Below are 23,134 nucleotides of genomic sequence, written 5' to 3' on the forward strand. Positions count from 1 at the left end.
ACGCCGGCCCTGCGCTTCCGTCATCCTTCCGTTTCCCGCCCGGCGCGGCCGACAATTCGGGTACTGTTCGCCTATCGCCCAGCGATAGGAGCGGCTTGTGCTCGTCCTGACCCGACGTCCCGGTGAAAGCGTGATGGTCGGTGACGACGTCGTCATCACCGTGCTCGACGTGCGCGGCGATGTGGTAAGGCTGGGCATCAAGGCACCCCGCAGCATCCAGGTCCACCGCGAAGAGGTGTACCGCGAGCTGCGGAAGGCCAACCGTGAGACCGCCTCGCCCAGCGATGTCGCCGTGCGGGCACTGAGCCGCATGCTGCGCACCGACAGCAAGTAGGCGGGCCGGTCACCCCGTTCCCCGGTTTGACGCAGCCTCATCGGCCCGAGGTCGCCATGCGGCCGGCGTTGACCCGCAAGCGGGCGAGCTCGAAGACGATTGCGCGTGGCCGCGCGCGGCCGCCTCCTGAGCGGTCGCGGAAGCGATGTCGCCGACGATCACCCGGCGACCGGGCCGCTGGGTGGGTGTCGATCCGGCGCCAAAGGGAATCCAGCCGGCCATGGCGTCCCGTACCGCGGATCAGCATGGGTCTGTGCCAAAGGCCGGCAATGGTCTGGCGGCATTCCTGCGGGCGCTGCTTGCGCTGGTCCTCTGCGCGGCCTGGCTCGTGGGCGAGCCGCCTATGACGACGCGGACCGACCGCTTCGCGATCGTGGTCCCGGGGCCGCCGACCGGACAGCCGGCCGAGGCGGCGATGGGCGGGCGCCGGTGCGCGGACCCGGCCGGCACATGGCTGGGCATGCGCTGGCGCAACGAGCTCAAGTGGCGGGTGAACGAGCGGACGATCCCGGCGTACCTCGGCGACCGCACGGCCGTCGTGAACGCGTTGCGCAGCGCGGCCACGTCCGTTGACATCGGGCGCAACGACTGCGGCCTGCCGGAGAACCTGGGCATCCAGGAGTCGTACGACGGCAAGACCGACCGCGTCGCGGGCGTCACGTCGTCTGGCGGGTGCGGCGAGCGCGACGGGCACAACGCCGTGTCCTTCGGCCCGCTCAAGCACGGGCTGCTCGCGGTCACGTGTATCTGGTGGTACGGCCCGAAGGAGAACGGCCGCAGCGTCGAGACCGACATCCTGATCGACGACACCGAGGGCCTGTTCTTCCTCACCACGCCTCCCTCCTGCAGCAACCGCTGGGACCTCGAGGGCACGGTGACCCACGAGTTCGGGCACGCGTTCGGCCTCGGCCACGTCGCGTACGCGCAGCACTCGGTGCTGACCATGACCGACGGGCTGCCGGACTGCTCGACCGCCTACCGGGGCCTCGGCCTCGGCGACTACCTGACGCTCAAGCAGCAGTACGGCACCAATTGAGCCAACGGTGCTGTGGCTCAGGACTTGGGTCGGGTTGCCTTCGGCGGCTGTGGGCGCCACGTCGTTGATCGTCGGGCTGCCTGGAATACCGCCTCGATTGTGGCCTCGTCGAACGCGTCGGGGCGGGCTTGCAGCCACTTGCCGAGCCGCATGCCGTGTGCACGCCGAGGACCCGCGCGAGAAAGGTCCTCACCGGCGCCGCTTGCCGCAGTGCGACAGCCTGCTCGCGAGCCTCGGCGCCGGCACGGCGGAGTGCGAGGTCCTCCCAGTCTTCGACGGCCGCCGCAGGCTCGTCGCAGATCGCGGGCGAGCTCTGCGACGCGATCGACTCGGTGCCGGTTGACGTTGTTTCGACATCTGTGGCAGTGGGTTCGTGCGGCCGAACGGCGGTGAGAGCGTCGCCCGGCGCTGGCTCGGCGGCGGGAGGAGCAGCCGCGCCGCGTTGCGTCACGACGACGTTGTCGGCAGTGGGCGAGGCGTTTTCCCTCCAGTGCGCGATTGCCGCCATCACGGTGTCCCGATCAGCGGTTGCCTCTACGTGTGTTTCGCCTGATAGGAGGTCGTGCCAGCCCACCCGCGTGCCGCCGGGCGTGGAGACGTACAGCCGGTCTTTGCCGTATTTGCGCCACCGCGTCACGGTCAGCTCTTCCATCCGAGAATGATCTCGCTGGAGTCCTGAACAACGAAGGTCCACCGCACGCAACCAACCGAATCGGCTGCCAGACCTGCCCAAGCGGACGGCAGGCGGTGACGTACGCCGAGAGCCCCGCGCCCAGCGCGCGATACAGCAGGTTGTCGTCGCTCACGGCACTGCGCTCGTCGGCACCCGTGCTGCACCGCAGGACAGTCGAACCCTGGCCGACACCGTCCCGTCTAGGGTGGAATCCATGATCGAGGTGGTGACGCGGGTGCGGGCGATCTGCCTGGCGTTGCCGGGCGTCAGCGAGCACGTCAGTCACGGCACGCCGCTGTTCAAGCGCGCCCGGAGGGCGTTCGTGCAGGTCTGGCCGGACGGCCACCATCAGAACCGGTTCCCGCACCTGTGGTGCGCGGCGCCTGAGGGCGTCCAGGAGCTCCTGATCGCCGAGGATCCGCGGGTGTACTTCAGGCCGCCCTACGTCGGCCACCGCGGCTGGATCGGCATCGACCTCACCGACCCCGACTGGGAGGACGTGGAGGAGCGCATCGACGTGGCCTACGGCACGAGCGGGCCCTAAGGGTAGGGCGCACCGGGGCCACGCTGACCCGGTCGGCACCGCTGTGGACGGCGGCCGGCACCGATGGCGGGCCCGGCGATCGGCAGACCCTGCCCGCGTTGCGTGCGTTAGACCTGGCGATAAGCAATCTGGCTGTATACCTGATGTCGAATCGTCGAACGGTTGATCATGGCAACCGGGTTGTGACCAAGAGCAAACGCTTACGAACTGGGCGCGCAATTCAGACGAACGTAGTGTTGGTTTGGTCAGCCGCAACACGCGGAAATGTCACACATCGGATTGCCACCATCCGTTACGAGCCCGAGGAGACCGAGATGACCCCGATGCTGATCTCGCGCCCGGCCGTTCACGTCGTCCCCGAGCTGGCCAGCGAGCGCTGCGACAGCTGCGGCGCGGCGGCCAAGCTGACGGTGACCTTCGGTACCGCCGGCGAGCTGGCCTTCTGCGGGCACCACGCGAACCGTTTCGCGGATCGGATCGCCGCGACGGCGGACAAGGTCGTCGTCGAGTCGGGCTTCGAGTGGCGCGGCTGAGGACTTTGGACGATCCCTGCTGAGCGGGGGGAGTGTGGCGTCGTGGCGTTGCCGCGGCGCCACGCCGCGTTCCGGCGGTCGGCGGTCCATCGGGGCAGTAGCACCGGCACGATCAGCCCACGAGGCGGCCGCGTCGGTGCACCGTCGCGCGAGCGGAGAGCGCCGGATCGTGCGTGGGCGGGCGGCGTTCGTCGCTGAGTGGCGGATCGATCGCCAGGGTCGGGCGCCGGCGCGGTAGCGGGGCGGGCCACTCGTCGGTGTCGGACGGGCGCCGGCTCACCGCGGCGGCCGGCGGCGGCAACGTGCCGGCGGCCACGACCCGGTCGCGGCCGGCCCGCTTGGCCGCGTAGAGCGCCCGGTCGGCCAGCAGGATCAGCTCGTCCGGCACCGCGGTGTCGGCCGGCAGCACCGCCGTACCGGCGGAGACCGTGACCGCGCGGAGGACACCGCCGCCCACGTCGACCGGGCCGCCGCTCACGGCCGAGCGCAGCCGGTCCGCGAGCTCGGCCGTCCGCGTCGCTTCGGCGCTCGGCACGAGCAGGGCGAATTCCTCGCCGCCGTAGCGCGCGACGGCCACGCCGGGGCCGGCCGCGGCGCGCAGCCGGTCGGCGACCTCCCGCAGTACCCGGTCGCCGGCCGGGTGGCCGAACGAGTCGTTGATGCGCTTGAAGTGGTCGATGTCGAGCAGGATCACGCCGAAGGGCCGGGCGCCCCGCCGCGCGCGGAGGTGCTCCTCGAACGCCCGCCGGGTGTGCAGCCCGGTCAGCAGGTCGGTAGCGGCGAGCCGGCGCTGGTCCGCGACGAGGCCGGCCATCCGCCCGAGCACCAGCAGGAACAGCAGCGCGCACGCGACGGCGATCACCGGGACGTCGCGCGTCCTGCCGGTTTCGTACTGCACCAGGAGTACGACCGGGGCAAGCAGTGAGGCGGCAGCCAGGGCGACCAGGCGCGCGGACGTCATGTCGGTCGCTCGCCGCGCCGGTGGGTCGTCGACGCGGCGCATGGAGGGGTGCAGCGCGGCCCCGCCGAGCAGGGTGTACGTCAGCAGCCACAGGAAGCACTCCCAGCCGCGGGCGCCGCCGCCGAGCAGCGTGAACGAGGTGTCGCCGGCGAGCATCGTGCACAGGCCGGCCAGCAGCATGAGGTAGCTGGGGGAGCGGGCGCCGCCGCCGAGCAACAGGCGCAGGCCGATGACGAGGACCAGCAGGTCGCCCAGCGGATACGCCACGGTCACCAGCCGGGCCGGCGTGGTCATGTCCGCCGCCTCGGTCAGCGGGCCGATGAGGTACACCCACGACAGCAGGCCGGCGGCGGTGGCCAGGATGCCGGCGTCCAGCAGCGCCGGGGTGCGCCGTCCCGGCGTCCGGCGGCGCACGAAGCTCACCAGCGCGCCGATGATCAGGGGGTACTGCGCCAGGTACAGGGCGTCGGCGACGCTCGGGAACGCGGTCGAGCCGTGGACCAGGCTCTGCGCGAGGTAGATCGAGTCGCCGGCCGCGTAGGCGAGCTGGCCGGCGCCGAGCAGATACCAGCCGGTCAGCTCGCCCGCATGGCCGGGCGAACGGTAGCGCCGGGTGGCGTACAGGACCGTGGCGGCCGTGAGCGCGGACAGCCCGGTGTACAGGCCGCCGGCGAGCCAGGGCGCCGCCCCGAGCGCGAACAGCGCGACGAACGCCGCGGCGGTCACCGTACCGAGCGCGACGAAGACCGCCCACAGCGGCCTTTGGTCACGGATTGCGGTCACGCGACCATTCTCCGTCATCAAAATCTCGAGGCTCATCGTCCAGTCGGATGATCCACAGTTTGTTCCCGGTCACAACGCCGTGCCGGTGTCGCCTGTCCGATACCTCCCTGTCCGCAACCCGGAGGACACGGCGGTGCTCCGGCGGGAGCGTGGACTTGGCCAAGGCGAAGGGAGCAAGTCATGACGCCGCAGCTTCTGGAACACGTCCGCGCCGAGGCGCTCTTCGTGTCGGACGTGCAGTCGTCGGAGCCGCTCGACCCGGAGCGCATCCGCCGCGCGGTCATGCTCAGCGTCCGCCGGCATGGGCCGCGCGGGTGCGCGGCGCTGGTCGCCCACGAGTTCGGCGAGCACCCGGAGACCGCCGTCGGCCGGATGGGCTGGGTCCTCGACGCCGTGCGCCGGGCCTACGTCCGCGCCCACCGCTGATCCTCATTTTCTGTCGTACCCCCGGGGCAGAATCCGGGGTATGCGATTCGACGAGCTGGCCACGGTATCGAGGGCGGTGGCGGCGACGCCCGCCCGCAACGCCAAGATCGAGCTGCTCGCGGCCGCCCTGCGGGGCCTGGCCGGGTCCGGCGACGAGCGCACTGTCTCCGCCGGCGCCGGTTACCTCTGCGGGGAGCTGCGCCAGCGCCAGACCGGGGTCGGCTACGCGAGCCTCCGCGACCTGCCCCCGCCCGCCGCCGAGGCCTCGCTGAGCGTCGCCGACGTCGACATCGCGTTCGAGCGGATTTCGCAGCTGTCCGGCAAGGGCTCCCAGGCCGCCCGTCGCGCGGAGGTCGCGGCCCTCTTCGGCGCGGCGACCGACGCCGAGCGGCGGCTCCTCGTCGGGCTGCTCAGCGGCGAGCTGCGCCAGGGCGCGCAGGCCGGGCTGCTGGCCGACGCGCTGGCCCGGGCGGCCGGGATCCCCTCCACGGCGGTGCGCCGGGCCCTGCTGCTGGCCGGCGACCTCAGGACCGTCGCGGTCTCCGCGTTGCTCGGCGGGGCCGATGCGCTGGACGCCTACCGGCTCACGGTCGGCCGGCCGCTCTCGCCGATGCTCGCCTCCAGCGCCCCCAACGCCACCGAGGCCCTCGCGGCCACCGGCGTCCCGGCCGCCGCCGACGAAAAGATCGACGGCGTGCGCATCCAGGTGCATCGCTCCGGCTCCGCGATCTCGGTGTATAGCCGCAGCCTCGACGACCTCACCGCGCGCGTGCCGGGCGTGGTCGCCGCCGTCGCCGCGCTGGACGTGTCCTCGATCGTGCTCGACGGCGAGGCCGTCGGCGTCGACCCGGACAGCGGCCGGGCCATCCCCTTCCAGGAGACCTCGAGCCGGGCCGCGCGCCGCGACGGGTTGTCGGTCCTGCGACCGTTCTTCTTCGACATCCTGCACCTGGACGGCGCGGACCTGCTCGACGAGCCGGCCTCGGCGCGCTGGGCGGCGCTGGATCGCGTGGTCCCCGAGCGGATGCGGGTCGGGCGCACCATGCTCGCCACGGCCGACGAGGCGGAGGAGGCATTCGCGCTCGCGGTCGCGGCCGGGCACGAGGGCCTGGTGATCAAGTCGGCCGCCGCGCCCTACGACGTGGGCCGCCGCGGTGCCGCCTGGGTCAAGGTCAAGCCCCGGCACACGCTCGACCTGGTGGTCCTCGCCGTCGAGTGGGGCCACGGGCGGCGCCGGGGCTGGCTGTCCAACCTCCACCTAGGCGCCCGCGACCCGCACGGCGGCGGGTTCGTGATGCTGGGCAAGACCTTCAAGGGCATGACCGACGAGATGCTGCGGTGGCAGACCGAGCGGCTGCGGGCCTTGGCCGTCGAGGACGCTGCCGCGTCCGAGTGGGTCGTGCGGGTGCGGCCCGAGCTGGTGGTCGAGGTGGCCTTCGACGGGGTGCAGACGTCACCGCGCTATCCGGGCGGGGTGACGCTGCGGTTCGCACGCGTGCTGCGGTATCGGGAGGACAAACGCCCCGAGGAGGCGGACACCATTGACGCGGTCCGCGCGATCCACCGTGGCACCGCCGCTCAGCGGGAAGCGCCGTGAGCCGCTTCCTCCTCCTCATCGGCCTCGTCGTCGAGCAGGTTCGCCGGGCGCGGGCCGCGGACCTCCCGGCGGGCGAGGTAGCCGAAGCCGTAGAGGGTCATCGCGGCGAAGAGCCACCACTGCAGCACGTAGCCGGCGTTCTGCAGCGCGTTCTGCTTCTGGGCCGGCACCGTCGTGAAGCCCGGCGCCGGCTCGTCCGAGCTCACGTAGGCGTCGAAGAGCGCGTAGGGCAGCGCGGGGGCGATCGCCGAGGGCGTGATCCGGCGGACCTCCGTGCGGCCGTTGACCTCCTGCGGCGGGCCGCCCCGGCTCTCCGCCGGGCGCAGCCGCCCGGCGACGGTGACGTTGCCGCTCGGCGCCGCGGGCACCTCGGGGGCCGTGAGGGCGCCGGCCGCGGCCGGGCGCACCCAGCCCCGGTCGACCAGCACCGCCGTGCCGTCGCTCAGCACCAGCGGGGTGAGCACCTCGAAGCCGACCGCGCCCTCGACGGTGCGGCCGCGCACGAGGATCTCATGGGCGGAGTCGTAGCGGCCCGTCACCGTCACCCGCGTCCACTCGGTGTGCTCCGCCGGCGGCGGCCCGACCGTCCCCGCCGCCCCGGACGGCGCGCCGACCACGCCGGTCAGTGGCACGGGCGCCGCCGACGTGCCCGCCTCGATCCGGGCGTTGATCTCGGCCCGCTGGTGATAGCGGTCAAGCTGCCAGAGGCCGAGCAGCACCATGACGGTCGCTGCGGCCACCGTCAGCGCGGCGTAGCCGAGCCAGCGGGGCGTCGCGAGAAACCGGTACACAACCATGCACAGTATCCCGCCCCATTCCGGACGGCCGGGGTGGCGCCCGTTCGGTATCGTCCGGGACACACCTACGCCTTAGCGCCGGAGGAGCACATGAGCACGATCCCGCGGCTGGTGATCAGCGCGCCGTCGTCCGGTCATGGCAAGACGGCCGTGTCGGTCGGCCTGCTCGCGGCGCTGTCGGCCCGCGGCTACCGGGCCGCCGGGTTCAAGATCGGGCCGGACCACGTCGATGCCGCCTACCTGGGCCTGGCCGCCGGCCGCCCGGGCCGCAACCTCGACCCACGCCTGGTCGGGGCCAAGCGGATGGGACCGCTGTTCGCCCATGGCGCCACGTCGCTGGACATCGCCGTGGTCGAGGGCACGATGGGGCTGTTCGACGGCCTCGCCGGGCGCACCGACAGCGAGTCCACGGCGCAGATCTCCGGCCTGCTGCGTGCCCCCGTCATCCTGGTCGTCGACGTCGGCGCGATGGGCCAGTCGGTCGCCGCCCTCGTGCACGGCTTCCGCGCCTACGACGAGCTGCTCTGGCTTGGCGGCGTGATCCTCAACCGGGTCGCCTCCAGCCGCCACGAGCAGCTGCTGCGCGAGGCGCTCGACGACATCGGGGTGCCCGTCCTGGGCGCCCTGCGCAGGCACGCCCTCAGCGACGCCGGCGACGCCGGGGCCCCGTTGCCGTCCCGCCACCACGGGGTCGCCCCGGTCGTGCACCACAACATCGACGCCGTGCGCGCCGTGCGCCGCCTCGGCGAGGTCATCGCCAGCGCCGTCGACATCGACCGCACCATGGCGCTGGCCCGTTCCGCGCCCCGGCTGATCTCCGACGCGTGGAATGCCGAGGCCGAGGTGGCCGCGGCCGGCGCGAGCGACGCCGCCGCGTCCTCGCTCGCGGCCACGCGCATCGGCCGCCGGCCCGTCGTGGGCGTCGCCTTCGCCTATCCGGAGACTGCCGAGTTGCTCACCGCCGCCGGCGCCGAGGTCGTGCCGTTCGACCCGCTGCGCGACGAGGCGCTGCCGGCCAACGTCGACGGCCTGGTCATCGGCGCAGCGCTGCCCGAGTCCTACGCGGAGGAGCTCACCTTCAACGGCCGCCTCCGCTCCGCCGTCGCCGCGCACGCCGCGGCCGGCAAGCCGATCGCGGCCGAGGGTGCCGGCCTCGTCTGGCTGTGCCGCGACTACAACGGCCGCCCGATGTGCGGGGTTGTCGACGCCTCCGCCCGCGACACCGACCTGGTCGTCCTCGGCTATCGCGAGGCCACCGCCCGATCCTCGTCGGTCTTGTTGCCGGTCGGCGCGCAGGTCATCGGCCACAAGATGCACCGCACGACCATCACACCGCGCGCGGGCCAACAGGCCGCCTGGACGTGGGCCGGCGGCCCGGCCGAGGGCTTCGTCCAGCGCGGCGTGCACGCCTCCTACCTGGGCCTGCACTGGGCCGGCGCGCCGTCGATCGCGTCCCGCTTCGTGGCCGCGGCCAGCGCGACCGCCGCGCCGGCGCCGGGCCAGTGGAGCACGCCGTCGACCAGTCCGTATGGGCGGCCGTCCGTGCCGCAGCTGACCTTCCCCACGGCCCTGGTGACCGGCGTCCCGGCCGCCGCCGGCGCCCCGAGCTACACGGCCGACTACACCGCGCCTGAGCCCGCCGCGCCGCCGCGCCTGCCCGGCTCGGCCATCCCCGGCTCGATCCTGTCCAGCCCGGGCGGCCCCGGCTCGATCGCCGCGCTTGCCGCCGATCCGCTCGCCGCCGATCCGCCCGCCTTCGACCCGGCCGCCGTCGCGCCGGCCGTTCCGTCACCCCCGCTCACCGCGGCCGGCTCGTCCGCGGTCTCCGTCTCGTCCCCGGCCGCCAGCTCGCCTCCGGTCTCCGTCTCCTCCCCGGCCGCCGGCTGGTCGCCGGGGCCGGTCCTCTCCGCCGGGCCTGTCTCGTCCCCGGTGTCCGCTACGTCCGCGGTGCCCGGCTCGACGTTCGGCGCCGTGGCGGCTTCCGGCGTGCCGGCGAACGCGCCGACCTCGCCGGGCGCGTCGTCGCCGTTCGGGCCGGGGCTCGGCCCCGCGATGCCGTTGTCGTGGACCTCACCGTCCCTGTCGGAGCCGGTCGCCCTCGCCTCGTCTTCGGCCTCCGCGCTCCCGGCCTCGTCCACGCCCGTGTCCTCCGCCCCGTCGTCGGCCGCTGCGCCGTCCGCACCTCCGGCGTCCGCTTCCGTGTCGCCGGTCTCCGTATCGCCCGCGTCCGCGGCGGCGGATTCCGCGTCGCCGGTGGTCCTGGCGTCGGAGGGTCCGTTGTCAGCGGCTCCGACGTCCGCTCTTTCGGCGCCCGCGGGCCAGTCATCCGCGACGGCGGTGGCGGGCGCGCCGCTGTTGGCGGGTCCGGGCTTTGTGGGTCCGGGCTCTGTGGATCGGGACTCTGCCGGTCCGGGGTCCGCCGGTCCGGGGTTCGCGGGTCCAGGGTTTGCCGGTTCCGCCTCGGGCGGGGCGGGCTCGGAGGGTTCGGGCTCTGCCGGGTCGGCGGCGAAGCGGGTTTCCTCGGGTATTGCGGACATGTCCGACATTTCTGTTGTATCGGACGAAGCGGACTGGTTTCGCGATGGCGACTTGGGTGAGCCGGGTGTTGCGCGGTCCGGGCCCGGGCTGCCCGCCGTGGGCTTGGTGACGTCCGGGCCCTGGTCGGCCGGCCCGGCTGATGGCGCTGACGAGGATGCGGCGGCGGCCCTGCCCGGTGACACGCTGCCCACCGCGATGGATGAGGCGAGCGTAGGGGTGCCTTCCGGCTCGAACGGCCCCGTGACGGCCGCGGGCCTGCCATCGTCTGGGGTTGTGCCGACGACCGTAGCGATCTCGCCGCCGACCGTGCCCTCCCGGCCCTCCACTGCGCAGCCGCTGTCTGCCGCCGAGCCGGCGTCCGCCGCCCGGCCGGTTTCGCCCGCGCCGGGGGGTTCCGCCGCTCATCCGGTATCGACACCGCCGGCCGTGGGGGTGCGGCCCGCAGGGATGATCAGCCCGGCCACCTCGGCGGCGATGCCCGTCTCGTCGGCGCCCATGCCGCGGGCGCCCGCCCCGGTTTCCGCGGCGCCGGTCGGCGTCACCGCCATGCCCGCCGCAGAGTCGGAGCTCGTGCCCTCGCCCGGCGATGGGCCCGGGACGTACCCTTCGCCGTCGCTTCCGGGCGCCGGCCTTCCGGAGCAGGCTCCGGTGTCCGCGCCGCCGGTTTCGGCACCGCCCTCGTCCGGGTCATCTGTCGAAATCGCGTCGATTCCGGCCGCGCCCGTGTCGGTGCCGGTCTCGGGGCCGCCCGGTTCGGTAGTGTCCGGTTCTGTGCCTTCTTCGCCTGTTTCGGGATCGCCGTCCGGGCCGGTCCCCGTGTCCGCGCCGCCCGGTTCCGCGCCCGCCGGCCCTGCCTCCGGCTCCCGGTCCGTCGATGCCGCGCCCGGCTCTCTGGGCGCCGGGGACCTCTCCGACTCCCGGTCTGCAGAGGGCGGGCTCGGGGTCGAGGGCGCCGAAGGGCTGGTCGGTTTCCGGCCTGGTGAGGGTGTGGCCGGTTCCGGGGGCTCCGACGGTGACGCGGGTGGTGCGGGCAGCGGTGGCGGGAAGCCGCCGGCCGGTGGTTCGAGCGAGGCCGCCTAGTGGCGACGTGGTCGGTGGCGCTGCGACGATTTCCGTCGCTGGTGGTCGAGACGCCGCGGCTGACCGTGCGGCCGCTGTGTGCCGACGACGACAAGCGGGTCACCGAGATCTTCGCCGACCGGCTCGTGCGGCGCTGGCTGCCGGTGGCGCAGGATGAACTGGACGAGCTGGACGAGTTCGACGGATACGCGTGGTGCACCGAGCTCGCGGTCGAGCGGCGGGACAGCGGGGCCGGTGACCACTTCGGGATCGTGCGGCGCGAGGACGAGCGGCTCGTCGGGTGCCTGTGGACGAAGAACACCGACTGGCTGACGCGGTCGACCGAGATCGCCTACGCGGTGGCGGCCGATGCCCGCGGATACGGCGTGGCCCCCGAGGCGGTCGACGTGCTAGCGCTGTCGCTGCTGCTGGAGCACCGGTTCCAGCGCATCGAGCTACGTGTGGCACCCGGCAATGTGGCGTCGCGGCGGGTGGCGGAGAAGGCCGGGTTCACCTATGAGGGCCTCCTGCGTAACGCGGGCTCGCTCGCCAGCGGGCGCGTCGACCTGGAGAGCTGGTCGCTGCTCCCGTCCGACATCCGGTGAACCCACAAGCCGCCGGCGGGCCTTTCGGCGGCTGTCCGCGACAGGAGCACATCGGCTGAACTCGTCGGCCGCGCGCCGGGTCCGCAGGAGCTGAGGAAGCCGCCGGCCACCCGCATCGTGCGCGCGATCACAATCTTGAGCTGGGACAATTCGACCCGTCATACGCGACGATCGCCTGATGCTGCGGTTTCACGGCGATGCGGAGGTCGCGCCGGGCCTCGTCGACCTGGCGGTCAACGTCCGGCAGGAGGCGCCGCCGTCCTGGCTGACCGGGCCGATCGCGGCGTCGCTGGCGCACCTGGCGCGATACCCGGATCCGGCCGAGGCCACGGCCGCCATCGCGCGGCGCCATGGGCGGGCACCGGAGGAGGTGCTGCTGACCGCCGGGGCGGCGCAGGCGTTCACGCTGCTGGCCCAGGCGCTGCGGCCGCGGCGGGCGGTGGTGGTGCACCCGCAGTTCACCGAGCCGGAGTCGGCGCTGCTGACCGCGGGCCACGCGGTGGAGCGGGTGCTGCTGCGGGAGCGGGACGGCTTTCGGCTCATCGATCCGGCCATCCCCGACGACGCCGACCTGGTGATCGTGGGCAATCCGACAAACCCGACATCGGTCCTGCACCCGGCCGCGGACATCGCCGCGATCGCCCGGGACGGCCGGATCACCGTCGTCGACGAGGCGTTCGCCGACACGGTGCCGGGCGAGCCGGAGTCGTTGTCGGGCGACCGCGAGCTGCCAGGGCTGCTCGTCATCCGCAGCCTGACCAAGACGTGGGGGCTGGCCGGGCTGCGGATCGGGTATGTGCTGGGGCCGGCCGGCCTGCTCGACCGGCTGCGCGAGCACGCTCCACTGTGGAGCGTCTCCACGCCGGCCCTCGCCGCCGCGCTCGCCTGCGCCTCGGCCCGGGCGGTCGACACGGAGCGTGAGATCGCCGAGCGGCTCGTCGCGGACCGCGCGCACCTCGTCGGGGCGCTCGAGCGGGCCGGGGTCCGGGTCGCCGGGCGGCCGTCGAGTTCGTTCGTGCTGATCAAGGTGGCGGGCGGCGAGCGGGTGCGCGCCGCGCTGCGCGAGCGCGGGTTCGCGGTGCGACGTGGCGAAACCTTCCCGGGACTGGGCCCGGACTGGTTACGTATTGCCGTGCGGGACACTGCCACGAGTGACGCCTTCGTCGCGGTGTTGTCGAACCTAGTGGGAGGGCCAACATGCTGAACGAGACGATCACCGCGATCCGGCCGCTCGACGACGAGGCCATCACGGCCGCCCGGGCGCTGCAGGGCCGCCTGACGAAGCCAGCGGGCTCCCTCGGCGCGCTGGAGGCCCTGTCGGTACGCCTGGCCGGGCTCGCCGGCGTGTGCCCGCCGCCGATCCCGCAGCCGGCGGCGCTCGCCATCTTCGCCGGCGACCACGGCGTGCACGAGCAGGGCGTCACGCCCTGGCCACAGGAGGTCACCGCGCAGATGGTGGCCAACTTCGTGGCCGGCGGTGCGGTCGTCAACGCCTTCGCGCGCCAGGCCGGCGTGCCGGTCACCGTCGTGGACGTGGGCGTGAAGGCCACGCTGGAGCCGGCCGGGGCGCTGCTCGACCGCAAGGTGCGGGCCGGCACCCGGGATCTGAGCGTCGAGCCGGCGATGACGCGCGAGGAGACCGTACGCGCGATCGAGGCCGGCATGCAGGTCGCCGAGGACCTCGTCGCCGGCGGCGCCCGGGCGCTGCTCACCGGCGACATGGGCATCGCCAACACCACGCCGTCGGCGGCGCTGATCGCGGCGTTCACGCACGCCGACCCGGCCGCCGTGACCGGGCTCGGCACCGGCATCGACAGCGAGACGCACGCCCGGAAGGTCGCGGTCGTCACGTCCGCGGTCGTCGGGCTGAACGCCGAGGATCCGATCGACATCCTGGCCGCGGTCGGCGGGCTGGAGCACGCGGCGCTGACCGGGTACATCCTGCGGGCCGCCGCCCTGCGCGTGCCGGTGGTCCTCGACGGCGTCATCGCCGCGTCGGCCGCGCTCGCCGCGCACGCCCTCGCGCCGGGCTCGGTGGGGGCCATGGTGGCCGGGCACCGGTCGGCCGAGCCGGGCGCCACCGTCGCGCTGGGCTATCTTGAGCTCGAACCACTCGTCGACCTCGGCCTGCGCCTTGGCGAGGGCACGGGCGCCGTCCTGGCGCTGCCGATCGTGGCCAGTGCTGTTCGCGTGTTGCACGAAGTCGCCACTTTCGACTCTGCTGGAGTAGCCCACAAGTGAACCCCTACCCCCTCGGCCTGCAACTCGACGGCTTACGCGTCTTGGTGGTCGGCGGTGGCGCCGTCGCCACCAGGCGCGTGCCCGCTCTGCTCGACGCGGGCGCGGACGTCGTGCTCGTCTCCCCGCACATCACCCCCGCGCTGCAAGCCCACGTCGACGCCGGTCGGCTCAACTGGCGGCCCCGCCGGTTCGAGCCGGCCGACGCCGACGACGCGTGGCTGGTCCACGTCGCCGTGAACGACCCCGAGGCCGGCCAGGCCATCAGCGAGGTGACGGCGGCCAAGCGGATCTTCACCGTCCGCGCCGACGACCGCCACGCCGCGACCGCTTGGACGCCCGCGGTGACCCGCCACGGCCCGGTCACCGTCGCGGTCCTCGCCGGTGGCGACCCGGTCCGCGCGGTCGCGGTCCGCGACGCGATCGGCGAGCAGCTGGCCACCGGGGGGCTCGACACGGCCCACGCCGAGGCCCGGCGGGGCTCGGTCGCGCTCGTCGGCTCCGGCCCGGGCGATCCCGAGCTGCTGACCGTGCGCGGCCGCCGGCTGCTCGCCGCCGCCGACGTGGTCGTGGTCGACCGGCTCGCGGCCGGCCTGCTGCTGGACGAGCTGCGTCCCGAGGTGGAACTGGTCGACGCGTCGAAGATCCCGTACGGGCCCTCGGCGGCGCAGGAGGAGATCAACCGGGTGCTCGTCGACCAGGCCCAGGCCGGGAAGTTCGTCGTGCGGCTCAAGGGCGGCGACCCGTATGTCTTCGGCCGCGGCGGCGAGGAACTGCTGGCCTGCGCCGAGGCGGGCGTGCCGGTGCTCGTGGTGCCAGGGGTGACCAGCGCGATCGCGGTGCCGTCCGCGGCCGGCATCCCGGTGACGCACCGCGGGGTCGCGCACGAGTTCACGGTGGTCTCCGGCCACCTGGCGCCGGACCACGCCGAGTCGCTGGTCGACTGGGCGGCGCTGGCCCGGCTGCGGGGCACCGTGTGCGTGCTGATGGGGCTGAAGAACCTGCCGGCGATCGCCGCGGTGCTGCAGGAGCACGGACGGGCGCCGGACACGCCGGTCGCGGTGATCCAGGAGGGGACGACCCGGGATCAGCGCATCGTACGGGCGACGCTGTCCACGGTCGCCGACGCGACCAAGGAGGCGGCGATGCGCCCGCCGGCCGTGATCGTGATCGGTCCGGTCGTGGACGCGCTCGCGACCTGAACAACCCGGGCGTCGATCTTGCAGTTGTGGTGCCGACAAACTCGGACATCCGCGGAGTGTCCCGGCACCACAACTGCAAGATCAGCAACAAGCACGGCTACGAGCGGTCGAGCTCCAGCGCGCAGCGGATCAGGCCCAGGTGCGAATACGCCTGCGGGTGGTTGCCCAGCGCCCGCTCGGTCATCGGGTCGTACTCCTCCGGGATCAGCCCCGTCGGGCCCGCGCACTCGATGAACTGCGCGAACAGCTCCTCCGCGTCGGCCCGGCGGCCGGTGCGCAGGTATGCCTCGATCATCCACGTGGTGCACAGGTGGAAGCCGCCCTCGACGCCCGGCAGGCCGTCGTCCCAGCGGTACCGGTAGACGGTCGGACCCTCGCGCAACTCGGCCTCGACGGCGAGCACCGTGGCCAGGAACCGCGGGTCGTCGTCCTGCAGCAGGCCGGACAGGCCGATCCACAGCACCGAGGCGTCCATCTCCTCGTAGCCGTAGGCGACCGTGTACGCGCCGGCCTTCTCGTTCCAGCCCTTGTCGAGCACGTTGTCGGCGATGGTCTTGCGCAGCGTGTGCCAGCCGTCGGGCACCGGCCGGCCCTGCCGCTCGAAGAGCTGGATGCCGCGGTCCACGGTCATCCAGCACATGACCTTCGAGTACACGTAGTGCCGGGGCCGGCGGCGGGCTTCCCAGATGCCGTGGTCCGGCTCGTGCCAGCGCCGCTCGACCGCCTCGACCATCGCGTCCATGAGCGTGAAGTCGCCCTCCTCGGGCGGGCGCACGTCGGCCAGGGTGCAGATCAGGTCGGCGACCGGGCCGAACACGTCGAGCTGCACCTGGCCGTTGGCGGCATTGCCGATGCGCACCGGGCGGGAGCCCGCGTAGCCGGGCAGCGCCTCGATCACGGCCTCGGGGCCGAGCTCGGTGCCGTCGAGCGTGTACAGGGGGTGCAGCCGCTCCGGGTGCCCGTCGGTGTTGTCGGCGACGCGCAGCGTCCAGCGCACCAGCGACTCCGCCTCCTCGGTCGAGCCGAGGTCGACGAGGGCCTTGGCGGTCAGCGAGGCGTCACGCAGCCAGCAGTACCGGTAGTCCCAGTTGCGGGAGCCACCGATCTCCTCCGGCAGCGACGAGGTCGCCGCGGCCAGGATCGCGCCGGTCGGCTTGTGCCACAGCCCGCGCAGCGTGAGCGCGCTGCGGCGCACCAGGTCCTTGGCGACCGAGGGCAGCTTCAGCGCGTCCGACCAGTCCCGCCAGGCCTGCTCGGCGGCGACCTGCCGCTCCGCGAGGGGCACCCGCGGCGCCTCGATCGAGTCGGTGCCCAGCCGCAGCTCGAGCATCGCGCTGCCGCCCATGGCGCCCAGGTCGACCGTGGCGCGGGCCAGGTCGCTGTGGCCGTCGGAGCTGATGTCCCATTCGATGCCGGGGGAGTACAGCACGATGGGCTCGTTGGAGCCGAGCACGAGCAGGCCGTCGTCGCCGAGCGGCTGTAAGCGGATGTGCACCTGGCCGAAGTCCGGCCGCGGAACGAAGTCGATGCGCGCTCGTGAGCTGCCGGACAGCACGCGGATCAGCGAGTTGCCGGTGCGGTGGTGGTCGAGCCAGTCCGTGACGGTGAGCCCCGACCAGCGGGTCTCGACGGTCATGGTCCCGGGGCGGTACCGCTGCCCGAGCGGGATCCCGCCCTTCTCCGGCTGCACCGTGAAGTGCCCCGCCGCGGTGTCACCGAGCAGGTCGGCGAAGACCGCGCCCGAGTCCGGCTTGGGGTGGCACAGCCAGGTGACCCGGGCGGCCGGCGTGAGCAGCGCGACCGTGTGCGTGTTGGACAGCATCGAGTGCCGCTCGATCGGCACCGCCTGCTCGCCGAAGAGCCAGCGCCGCCGGGTGTACAGCAGCAGCTCCAGCACCGCGACGGCCTCCTGTGCCCCGTCGATGCTGAACCGCGCCTGGGTCTCGTCGCCGCCGCCGACCTTGATGCCCAGGTCCGGGCCGTGCAGGCGGGCGAAGGCCTTCTCGTCGGTCGCGTCGTCACCCAGGTAGACGACCGCGCTCGCGGACGCCTGCATGCGCAGCGCGTCGACGGCCAGGCCCTTGTCGGTCGGCACCACCGACAGCTCGATGACCTCCTTGCCGGTGGTCACCTCGATGTCCGGCCACAGCGCGGCGCCGCTGCGGACCGCGTCGAACACCCGCTGGGCCACGTCGCGCGGCGCGGCCCGGGTGTGCACGGCGATGCTGGCCGGCTTGCTCTCCAGGCGTACGCCTGGCTGGTTGTTGCAGATGGCGTTGAGTGCGGCCTGCAACTCGGCGCGGCGCTGCTGGCGCTCGGGCGGAAGCTCGTCGACGAAACCGACGTCGAACTCGGAGCCGTGGCTGCCTACCAGGCGAACCTCGGCGGGGAGGCGGGACAGGGCGGCGAGGTCGCGCAGAGCCCGTCCGCTGATCACGCCGACCGTCGTCTGCGGTAACGACGACAGCGCGCGTACGGCGGCTACGGATTCGGCGGTCGGGGTCGCCTTGGTGGGGTCCGCGACGATCGGCGCGAGGGTGCCGTCGTAGTCACATGCCACCAAGAGGTTGGGCACGCGGGCGACGCGAAGCACAGCCGCGCGGAGGTCCGGGTCGAGCGAGAGGACGGTGCCTGTCGCCGAGGTCTGGTTCATGTCCGGCCTGTTCGTGGGAGCGATGGAGGTCGTTTGTGCGTTCAGGGTGCCGGGACGGTTGTCTCGCGCTGTTGAACCGGCGCCGGGTCGGCGGACGGTTCATGATGCGGCGCCGAGTGCGTCGAGGAACGCATCCGCCCAACTGCGGACATCGTGCGCGCGCAAGTGGGAATGCATAGCATGCATCCGTTTGCGCCCCTCGACCGGGTCGACGTGAATCGCACGCATGAGTGCGTCTTTCACCCCGTCGAGATCGTGCGGGTTGCACAGGAACGCCTGGCGCAGCTCGGCCGCGGCGCCGGCGAACTCCGACAGCACGATGGCGCCACCGCCGTCGGCGCGCGCGCCGACGTACTCCTTGGCCACCAGGTTCATCCCATCCCTCAGCGGAGTAACCATCATGACGTCGGCCGCGACGTACAACGCGGCCAGCTCAGCCCGACTGTACGACTGATGGAGATAGTGCACCGCCGGTTGGCCAACTCGTCCGTACTCGCCATTGATCCGCCCGACCTCGCGCTCGACGTTCACCCGCAGTGTCTGGTAGTGCTCCACCCGCTCCCGGCTCGGCGTAGCCACTTGTACCATCACCGTCTCGGGCGCCGTGAGTCGTCCTTCCGACAGCAGTTCCCGGAAAGCCTTCAGCCTTCGTTCGATCCCCTTGGTGTAGTCGAGCCGGTCGACGCCGAGGATGATGGTGCGCGGATCGCCGAGCTCGGTGCGGATCGCCGTCGCTCTGGCCTGCACCTCCGGTGACGCGGCGAGGCGGCGCATCTCATCGACGTCGATTGAGATCGGGAAGGCCTCGGCGCGCACGGTGCGCCCCTCCCACTCGACGATGCCGCGCCGCACGCGGGTGCCCAGCAGGTGCCGGGCCAGCTGGACGAAGTTCTGCGCGCCCAGTGGCCGCTGGAAACCGACCAGATCGGCGCCGAGCAGACCCTTGAGGATGTCGGCGCGGCGAGGCAGCTGCATGAACAGCTCGACCGGCGGAAACGGGATGTGCAGAAAGAACCCGATCTTGAGATCGGGCCGGGTCTCGCGCAGCAGGGCCGGCACGAGCTGGAGCTGGTAGTCCTGGACCCACACCGTGGCGCCCGGTGCCGCGTCGTCGGCGACCGCCTTGGCGAAGCGCTCGTTGACCAGGCGATACGACTCCCACCATCGGCGCTTGAAGATCGGCGTCTCGACGGCATCGTGGTAGAGCGGCCAGAGGCTCGAGTTGGAGAAGCCCTCGTAATACCGCTCGATCTCGCCCGCGCTGAGTGAGATGGCGTGCAGTTGCACCCCGCCGGCCTCGAACGCCTCCCCCGGCATGTCCGAGTCCCCGGCGCCGCCCGGCCAGCCCACCCAGGTGCCGTCGCGCTGCTGGAGCACAGGTTCGAGCGCGGTCACCAGCCCACCCGGGCTCCTGCGGAAGGTTGCCGCCCCGTCCGGGCCGACCACCTTGTCGACGGGCAGCCGGTTGGCGACCACCACGAATGCACTGTTTCCAGCCACGTGTCGTGTCCTCCTCTTGGGTGATCAACCACTCGTACTTTCAGCCTACTGATCCCCGTAGCAGCCTGGCAGCATGCGGAGTGCTGGCTCACAGATGCGATCCTGCTGTGCATGTCGCGCTACGGGGCCGGGCCCGCGCAGGAGTCGAGCCGGACTTTCACCGTCGTCCTGCTCTCGTTGCTCATCCTTACGGTCCTCGGTGCGCTCTTCGGATACGTGCTGGGCCTGCGTTACATCGATGAGGATAAGTCAGCATCCGATGACGGTCCGTTGGCACCTCCGACCGGCGTGACCTCCGCCGCGTCCTCGCGCCGCCCGCCGACGACCGGGTCTACCCAGTGCCCGGGCTTCATCAGCCAGGCGGCGAAGGCGCAGGACCCGAAGACGGCGACACCCCTGATGCTGGTGCAGTACATCCGCACGGCCAAGAACCAGGAGGTGTGGATCTGCCAGGAGGCTGACGGATCGGGGCTGTGGTATCAGGGCCACGACAAGAAGGACGCGTTCTTCGACGACGGCGAGATCCCGAAGGAAGGGGTGAACGGCCTGCTGCGCCCGGGCGTGGTCGCCAAGGGCAACCGGACGTGGAGCGTCACCAACGAGGACACCACGTACACGGTCACCCCGACCGCTCTGAAGGTCGCAGGCAAGCAGAACTTCATCGCCCCCGCCATCCAGGCCAATCCGCAGGCCGAGTAGGGCCGATTTGGGGGCGCAGTACTCACCTGGAAAGATTGGTCCGACAGCACACATGTTGACCGGAGGTAGGGCCGCACCGTGGCGCAGTACATCTACGTGCTCGAGAAGGCGCGCAAGGCGCACGGCGACAAGGTCGTGCTCGACAACGTCACGCTGTCGTTCCTGCCCGGCGCGAAGATCGGTGTCGTCGGCCCCAACGGCGCCGGCAAGTCGAGCCTGCTCAAGATCATGGCAGGCCTCGACCGCCCGAGCAACGGCGAGGCCCGTCTCATGCCCGGCTACACCGTCGGCATGCTGCAGCAGGAGCCGCCGCTCAACGAGAGCAAGACGGTCCTGGGCAACATCGAGGAGGCCGTCGCCGAGACCAAGGCGAAGCTGGCCCGGTTCAACGAGGTCGCCGAGCTGATGGCGACCGACTACAGCGACGAGCTCATGGATGAGATGGGCCGGCTGCAGGAGGAGCTCGACCACGCCGACGCGTGGGACATCGACTCCAAGCTCGCCCTGGCGATGGACGCGCTGCGCTGCCCGCCGCCGGAGGCCGAGGTCTCCCAGCTCTCCGGTGGTGAGCGCCGCCGTGTCGCGCTGTGCAAGCTGCTGCTTGAGGCGCCCGACCTGCTGCTGCTCGACGAGCCCACCAACCACCTCGACGCCGAGAGCGTGCAGTGGCTGGAGCAGCACCTGCAGAAGTACGCCGGCGCCGTGCTCGCCGTCACCCACGACCGTTACTTCCTCGATCACGTCGCCGAGTGGATCGCCGAGGTCGACCGCGGCCAGGTCCACGGCTACCAGGGCAACTACTCCACCTACCTGGAGAAGAAGGCCCAGCGCCTGGCGGTGCAGGGGCGCAAGGACGCCAAGCTGCAGCGGCGCCTCAGCGAGGAGCTCGAGTGGGTGCGCTCCAACGCCAAGGCCCGCCAGACCAAGTCCAAGGCCCGCCTCGGCCGCTACGAGGAGATGGCCAACGAGGCCGAGAAGACGCGCAAGCTCGATTTCGAGGAGATCCAGATCCCGCCGGGCCCGCGCCTGGGCAACGTGGTCATCGAGGCCAGCGGCCTGCGCAAGGGCTTCGACGAGCGCGGCCTGCTGATCGAGGACCTGTCCTTCACGCTGCCCCGCAACGGCATCGTCGGCATCATCGGCCCCAACGGCGTCGGCAAGACCACGCTGTTCAAGACCATCGTCGGGCTGGAGCAGCCGGACGCGGGCAGCGTGCGCGTGGGTGACACGGTCCAGCTCTCCTACGTCGACCAGAACCGCTCCGGCCTCGACGGCGACAAGACGGTATGGGAGATCGTCTCCGACGGCCTCGACCACCTGATGGTCGGCAAGGTCGAGATGCCGTCGCGGGCCTACGTCGCCGCGTTCGGCTTCAAGGGCCCCGACCAGCAGAAGCCGACCAAGGTGCTCTCCGGCGGTGAGCGCAACCGGCTCAACCTGGCGCTGACGCTGAAGATCGGCGGCAACGTGATCCTGCTCGACGAGCCGACCAACGACCTCGACGTCGAGACGCTGTCCTCGCTGGAGAACGCGCTGCTGGAGTTCCCCGGCTGCGCCGTGGTCATCTCCCACGACCGGATGTTCCTCGACCGCGTGGCCACGCACATCCTGGCGTGGGAGGGCGACGACGAGAACCCGGCCAAGTGGTTCTGGTTCGAGGGCAACTTCGAGTCGTACGAGAAGAACAAGGTCGACCGGCTGGGACAGGAGGCGGCGCGGCCGCACAGCGTCACCTACCGCAAGCTGACCCGCGACTGACGGTAGTTGGCGGATACGGTGGCGCGGTTCATCTATCACTGCGCCCTGCGCTGGTCCGACCTGGACGCGTATGGGCACGTCAACAACGCGCGCTTCCTCACGCTGTATGAGGAGGCGCGCGTTGCGCTGATGTTCACCGCCGCCCGGGCGGCCGGCCTTGAGTCGTTCGAGAACGGCATCGTGATCGCACGTCATGAGATCGACTACCTGCGGCCGATCGACTACGGCGACCCGGTGCGCATCGAGCTGTGGCTCGAGGAGATCAAGGCATCCCGATTGACCGTGGCCTACGAGCTCTTCGACGGTGAGGAACTCGCGTCGCGGGCGCGGACCGTCTGCGTCCCCTACGACCTCGAGGCCGGCCGGCCCCGCCGGGTCCGCGACATCGAACGCGAATTCCTCTCGCCATGGCTTGGCTAGCCGATTCCGGCCGATCCGACGCCGTGGCGTTCGTGGCGCGGGTCGTGCGCCTGGACCCCGGCGCGGTCGTGCGGTTGCGGCCCGCGGGGGAGGGTGCGGTCACGCTGTGGTCTCGCCTGCCCTGGGGTGTACTCGTATGTCGCGGGATTCCCGCGCGGATCGCGCTCGACCGGACAGTGTCGGCCCGCGAGCTGCTCGAGTCGATGGATGGCGAGCTTCCCGCGCCCCGGGACACCGATTGGCGTTGGTCGCTGCCCCGCGTCCCGGGGACCGTCGTCGAGCGGATCCCCCGCGGCGACGTCGTCCGGGTCGGCGAGGCGGCGGCCCAGACCGTGCGCACCGCCGCCGCGGAGGGGGTCGGCGGCCGGCCGGTCGGCTCGCGGATGCTGCGCGACGCGCTCCTCGAGCACGTGCCGATCACGGTCACCACCGAGGCTGGCGACCGTATACCGGTCTCTCAGCGCCTCGTCCAGGCGGTCATCCGAATGGGTTTCACCTCCGGGACGGCAGGAGACTTCGTCGATGTCCGGATTTCGGGTCCGTGGACGGCTCTGGCCTGCACGTATGGCTCTGCCTGGCATCGCGCCGGTGGATCACCCTCGATCGGATAGACGGCCATAAGACCCTCACCCGAACGGGTGGTGCGAGGGTGAAATTGGGGGCTGCTGAAACTCGACCGAACGGGTACCGTCCTCTTTCGGGTCCACCGCCGAGCGAAGTCGATCGGCGACGGACCGCACATGCGGGTGGAGGCGCACGGGGGAGCAGGGAGTCCGAA

At 72.3% G+C, this 23,134-nt stretch carries 20 protein-coding genes; 15 read left to right on the top strand and 5 right to left on the bottom strand.

Annotation, left to right across the window (positions count from 1 at the left end):
* Positions 1-97 precede the first annotated feature (97 nt).
* Positions 98-334, top strand: coding sequence for a carbon storage regulator CsrA (gene csrA / locus AB0367_RS27155; protein WP_366229255.1), 237 nt, complete (start codon positions 98-100; stop codon positions 332-334).
* Between the two features lie 253 nt (positions 335-587).
* Complete coding sequence (locus AB0367_RS27160) at positions 588-1,370, top strand: hypothetical protein (protein WP_366229256.1); 783 nt, start codon at positions 588-590, stop codon at positions 1,368-1,370.
* Here AB0367_RS27160 and AB0367_RS27165 read toward each other — a convergent pair.
* On the bottom strand, positions 1,345-2,022 hold the full coding sequence (locus AB0367_RS27165; protein WP_366229257.1) for a hypothetical protein: 678 nt from the start codon (positions 2,020-2,022) through the stop codon (positions 1,345-1,347). The genes AB0367_RS27160 and AB0367_RS27165 overlap by 26 nt on opposite strands.
* 235 nt (positions 2,023-2,257) lie before the next feature.
* Between AB0367_RS27165 and AB0367_RS27170 the strand changes: the two genes are divergently transcribed.
* A complete protein-coding gene (locus AB0367_RS27170; RefSeq protein ID WP_366229258.1) occupies positions 2,258-2,587 on the top strand; it encodes an MmcQ/YjbR family DNA-binding protein in 330 nt (109 codons plus the stop codon).
* Positions 2,588-2,901: 314 nt separating this feature from the next.
* Positions 2,902-3,120 carry a hypothetical protein gene (locus AB0367_RS27175; protein WP_350545152.1) on the top strand — a complete coding sequence of 73 codons (219 nt, stop codon included), beginning with the start codon at positions 2,902-2,904 and terminating at the stop codon, positions 3,118-3,120.
* Positions 3,121-3,232: 112 nt separating this feature from the next.
* On the opposite strand, the gene AB0367_RS27180 is transcribed toward AB0367_RS27175, so the two are convergent.
* Complete coding sequence (locus AB0367_RS27180) at positions 3,233-4,864, bottom strand: GGDEF domain-containing protein (protein WP_366229259.1); 1,632 nt, start codon at positions 4,862-4,864, stop codon at positions 3,233-3,235.
* Between the two features lie 180 nt (positions 4,865-5,044).
* On the opposite strand from AB0367_RS27180, the gene AB0367_RS27185 reads away from it, so the two are divergent.
* Both AB0367_RS27185 and AB0367_RS27190 read left to right on the top strand, forming a co-directional pair.
* Positions 5,045-5,290, top strand: a complete 246-nt coding sequence (locus AB0367_RS27185; RefSeq protein WP_366229260.1) for a hypothetical protein — start codon at positions 5,045-5,047, stop codon at positions 5,288-5,290.
* Positions 5,291-5,330: 40 nt separating this feature from the next.
* The gene (locus AB0367_RS27190) at positions 5,331-6,887 is read left to right on the top strand and encodes an ATP-dependent DNA ligase (protein WP_366229261.1); all 1,557 of its coding nucleotides are present in this window, start codon (positions 5,331-5,333) and stop codon (positions 6,885-6,887) included.
* Here the strand turns inward: AB0367_RS27190 and AB0367_RS27195 are convergent.
* A complete protein-coding gene (locus AB0367_RS27195) occupies positions 6,869-7,684 on the bottom strand; it encodes an SURF1 family protein (protein WP_366229262.1) in 816 nt (271 codons plus the stop codon). The two genes, AB0367_RS27190 and AB0367_RS27195, sit on opposite strands and share 19 nt — an antisense overlap.
* A gap of 90 nt (positions 7,685-7,774) precedes the next feature.
* Here AB0367_RS27195 and AB0367_RS27200 point away from each other — a divergent pair, with 90 nt between their 5' ends.
* The 5 genes from AB0367_RS27200 (at position 7,775) to cobA (ending at position 15,326) form a co-directional block, all read left to right on the top strand.
* On the top strand, positions 7,775-11,302 hold the full coding sequence (locus tag AB0367_RS27200; RefSeq protein ID WP_366229263.1) for a cobyrinate a,c-diamide synthase: 3,528 nt from the start codon (positions 7,775-7,777) through the stop codon (positions 11,300-11,302).
* Entirely contained in the window at positions 11,302-11,886 is a 585-nt protein-coding gene (locus AB0367_RS27205; protein WP_366229264.1) for a GNAT family N-acetyltransferase, read from the top strand. Before AB0367_RS27200 ends, AB0367_RS27205 begins: the two co-directional genes overlap by 1 nt.
* A gap of 178 nt (positions 11,887-12,064) precedes the next feature.
* Positions 12,065-13,090: an Rv2231c family pyridoxal phosphate-dependent protein CobC gene (gene cobC / locus AB0367_RS27210; RefSeq protein WP_366229265.1), complete on the top strand. Its 1,026-nt coding sequence runs from the start codon at positions 12,065-12,067 to the stop codon at positions 13,088-13,090.
* A complete protein-coding gene (gene cobT / locus AB0367_RS27215) occupies positions 13,084-14,127 on the top strand; it encodes a nicotinate-nucleotide--dimethylbenzimidazole phosphoribosyltransferase (RefSeq protein ID WP_366229266.1) in 1,044 nt (347 codons plus the stop codon). The genes cobC and cobT overlap by 7 nt, the downstream gene beginning before the upstream one ends.
* Positions 14,124-15,326, top strand: a complete 1,203-nt coding sequence (cobA, locus tag AB0367_RS27220; protein WP_366229267.1) for a uroporphyrinogen-III C-methyltransferase — start codon at positions 14,124-14,126, stop codon at positions 15,324-15,326. Before cobT ends, cobA begins: the two co-directional genes overlap by 4 nt.
* A 97-nt stretch (positions 15,327-15,423) precedes the next feature.
* Here cobA and otsB read toward each other — a convergent pair whose 3' ends face one another.
* On the bottom strand, positions 15,424-17,979 hold the full coding sequence (otsB, locus tag AB0367_RS27225) for a trehalose-phosphatase (protein WP_366229268.1): 2,556 nt from the start codon (positions 17,977-17,979) through the stop codon (positions 15,424-15,426).
* A gap of 99 nt (positions 17,980-18,078) precedes the next feature.
* A complete protein-coding gene (locus tag AB0367_RS27230; RefSeq protein WP_366229269.1) occupies positions 18,079-19,479 on the bottom strand; it encodes a trehalose-6-phosphate synthase in 1,401 nt (466 codons plus the stop codon).
* A 111-nt stretch (positions 19,480-19,590) separates the two neighbouring features.
* Between AB0367_RS27230 and AB0367_RS27235 the strand changes: the two genes are divergently transcribed.
* From AB0367_RS27235 to AB0367_RS27250, 4 genes are all read left to right on the top strand, one after another.
* On the top strand, positions 19,591-20,178 hold the full coding sequence (locus tag AB0367_RS27235) for a hypothetical protein (protein WP_366229270.1): 588 nt from the start codon (positions 19,591-19,593) through the stop codon (positions 20,176-20,178).
* Positions 20,179-20,256: 78 nt separating this feature from the next.
* A complete protein-coding gene (gene ettA / locus AB0367_RS27240) occupies positions 20,257-21,936 on the top strand; it encodes an energy-dependent translational throttle protein EttA (RefSeq protein WP_366229271.1) in 1,680 nt (559 codons plus the stop codon).
* A gap of 6 nt (positions 21,937-21,942) precedes the next feature.
* Positions 21,943-22,356 (top strand): thioesterase family protein, encoded by a 414-nt coding sequence (locus tag AB0367_RS27245; RefSeq protein ID WP_366229272.1) that lies wholly within the window; start codon positions 21,943-21,945, stop codon positions 22,354-22,356.
* Positions 22,344-22,967, top strand: coding sequence for a hypothetical protein (locus tag AB0367_RS27250; protein ID WP_366229273.1), 624 nt, complete (start codon positions 22,344-22,346; stop codon positions 22,965-22,967). Before AB0367_RS27245 ends, AB0367_RS27250 begins: the two co-directional genes overlap by 13 nt.
* Positions 22,968-23,134: the final 167 nt, after the last annotated feature.

Source organism: Dactylosporangium sp. NPDC051484, from assembly GCF_040689395.1.
In the GTDB taxonomy this organism is placed as follows: Bacteria; Actinomycetota; Actinomycetes; order Mycobacteriales; family Micromonosporaceae; genus Dactylosporangium.

Coding starts and splice junctions, on each gene's coding strand:
- AB0367_RS27250 (WP_366229273.1), top strand. CDS start 22,344: ATGGCTTGGCTAGCCGATTCCGGCCGATCCGACGCCGTGGCGTTCGTG.
- AB0367_RS27235 (WP_366229270.1), top strand. CDS start 19,591: ATGTCGCGCTACGGGGCCGGGCCCGCGCAGGAGTCGAGCCGGACTTTC.
- otsB (WP_366229268.1), bottom strand. CDS start 17,979: ATGAACCAGACCTCGGCGACAGGCACCGTCCTCTCGCTCGACCCGGAC.
- AB0367_RS27175 (WP_350545152.1), top strand. CDS start 2,902: ATGACCCCGATGCTGATCTCGCGCCCGGCCGTTCACGTCGTCCCCGAG.
- AB0367_RS27185 (WP_366229260.1), top strand. CDS start 5,045: ATGACGCCGCAGCTTCTGGAACACGTCCGCGCCGAGGCGCTCTTCGTG.
- AB0367_RS27200 (WP_366229263.1), top strand. CDS start 7,775: ATGAGCACGATCCCGCGGCTGGTGATCAGCGCGCCGTCGTCCGGTCAT.
- AB0367_RS27170 (WP_366229258.1), top strand. CDS start 2,258: ATGATCGAGGTGGTGACGCGGGTGCGGGCGATCTGCCTGGCGTTGCCG.
- cobT (WP_366229266.1), top strand. CDS start 13,084: ATGCTGAACGAGACGATCACCGCGATCCGGCCGCTCGACGACGAGGCC.
- AB0367_RS27195 (WP_366229262.1), bottom strand. CDS start 7,684: ATGGTTGTGTACCGGTTTCTCGCGACGCCCCGCTGGCTCGGCTACGCC.
- cobC (WP_366229265.1), top strand. CDS start 12,065: ATGCTGCGGTTTCACGGCGATGCGGAGGTCGCGCCGGGCCTCGTCGAC.
- AB0367_RS27165 (WP_366229257.1), bottom strand. CDS start 2,022: ATGGAAGAGCTGACCGTGACGCGGTGGCGCAAATACGGCAAAGACCGG.
- AB0367_RS27190 (WP_366229261.1), top strand. CDS start 5,331: ATGCGATTCGACGAGCTGGCCACGGTATCGAGGGCGGTGGCGGCGACG.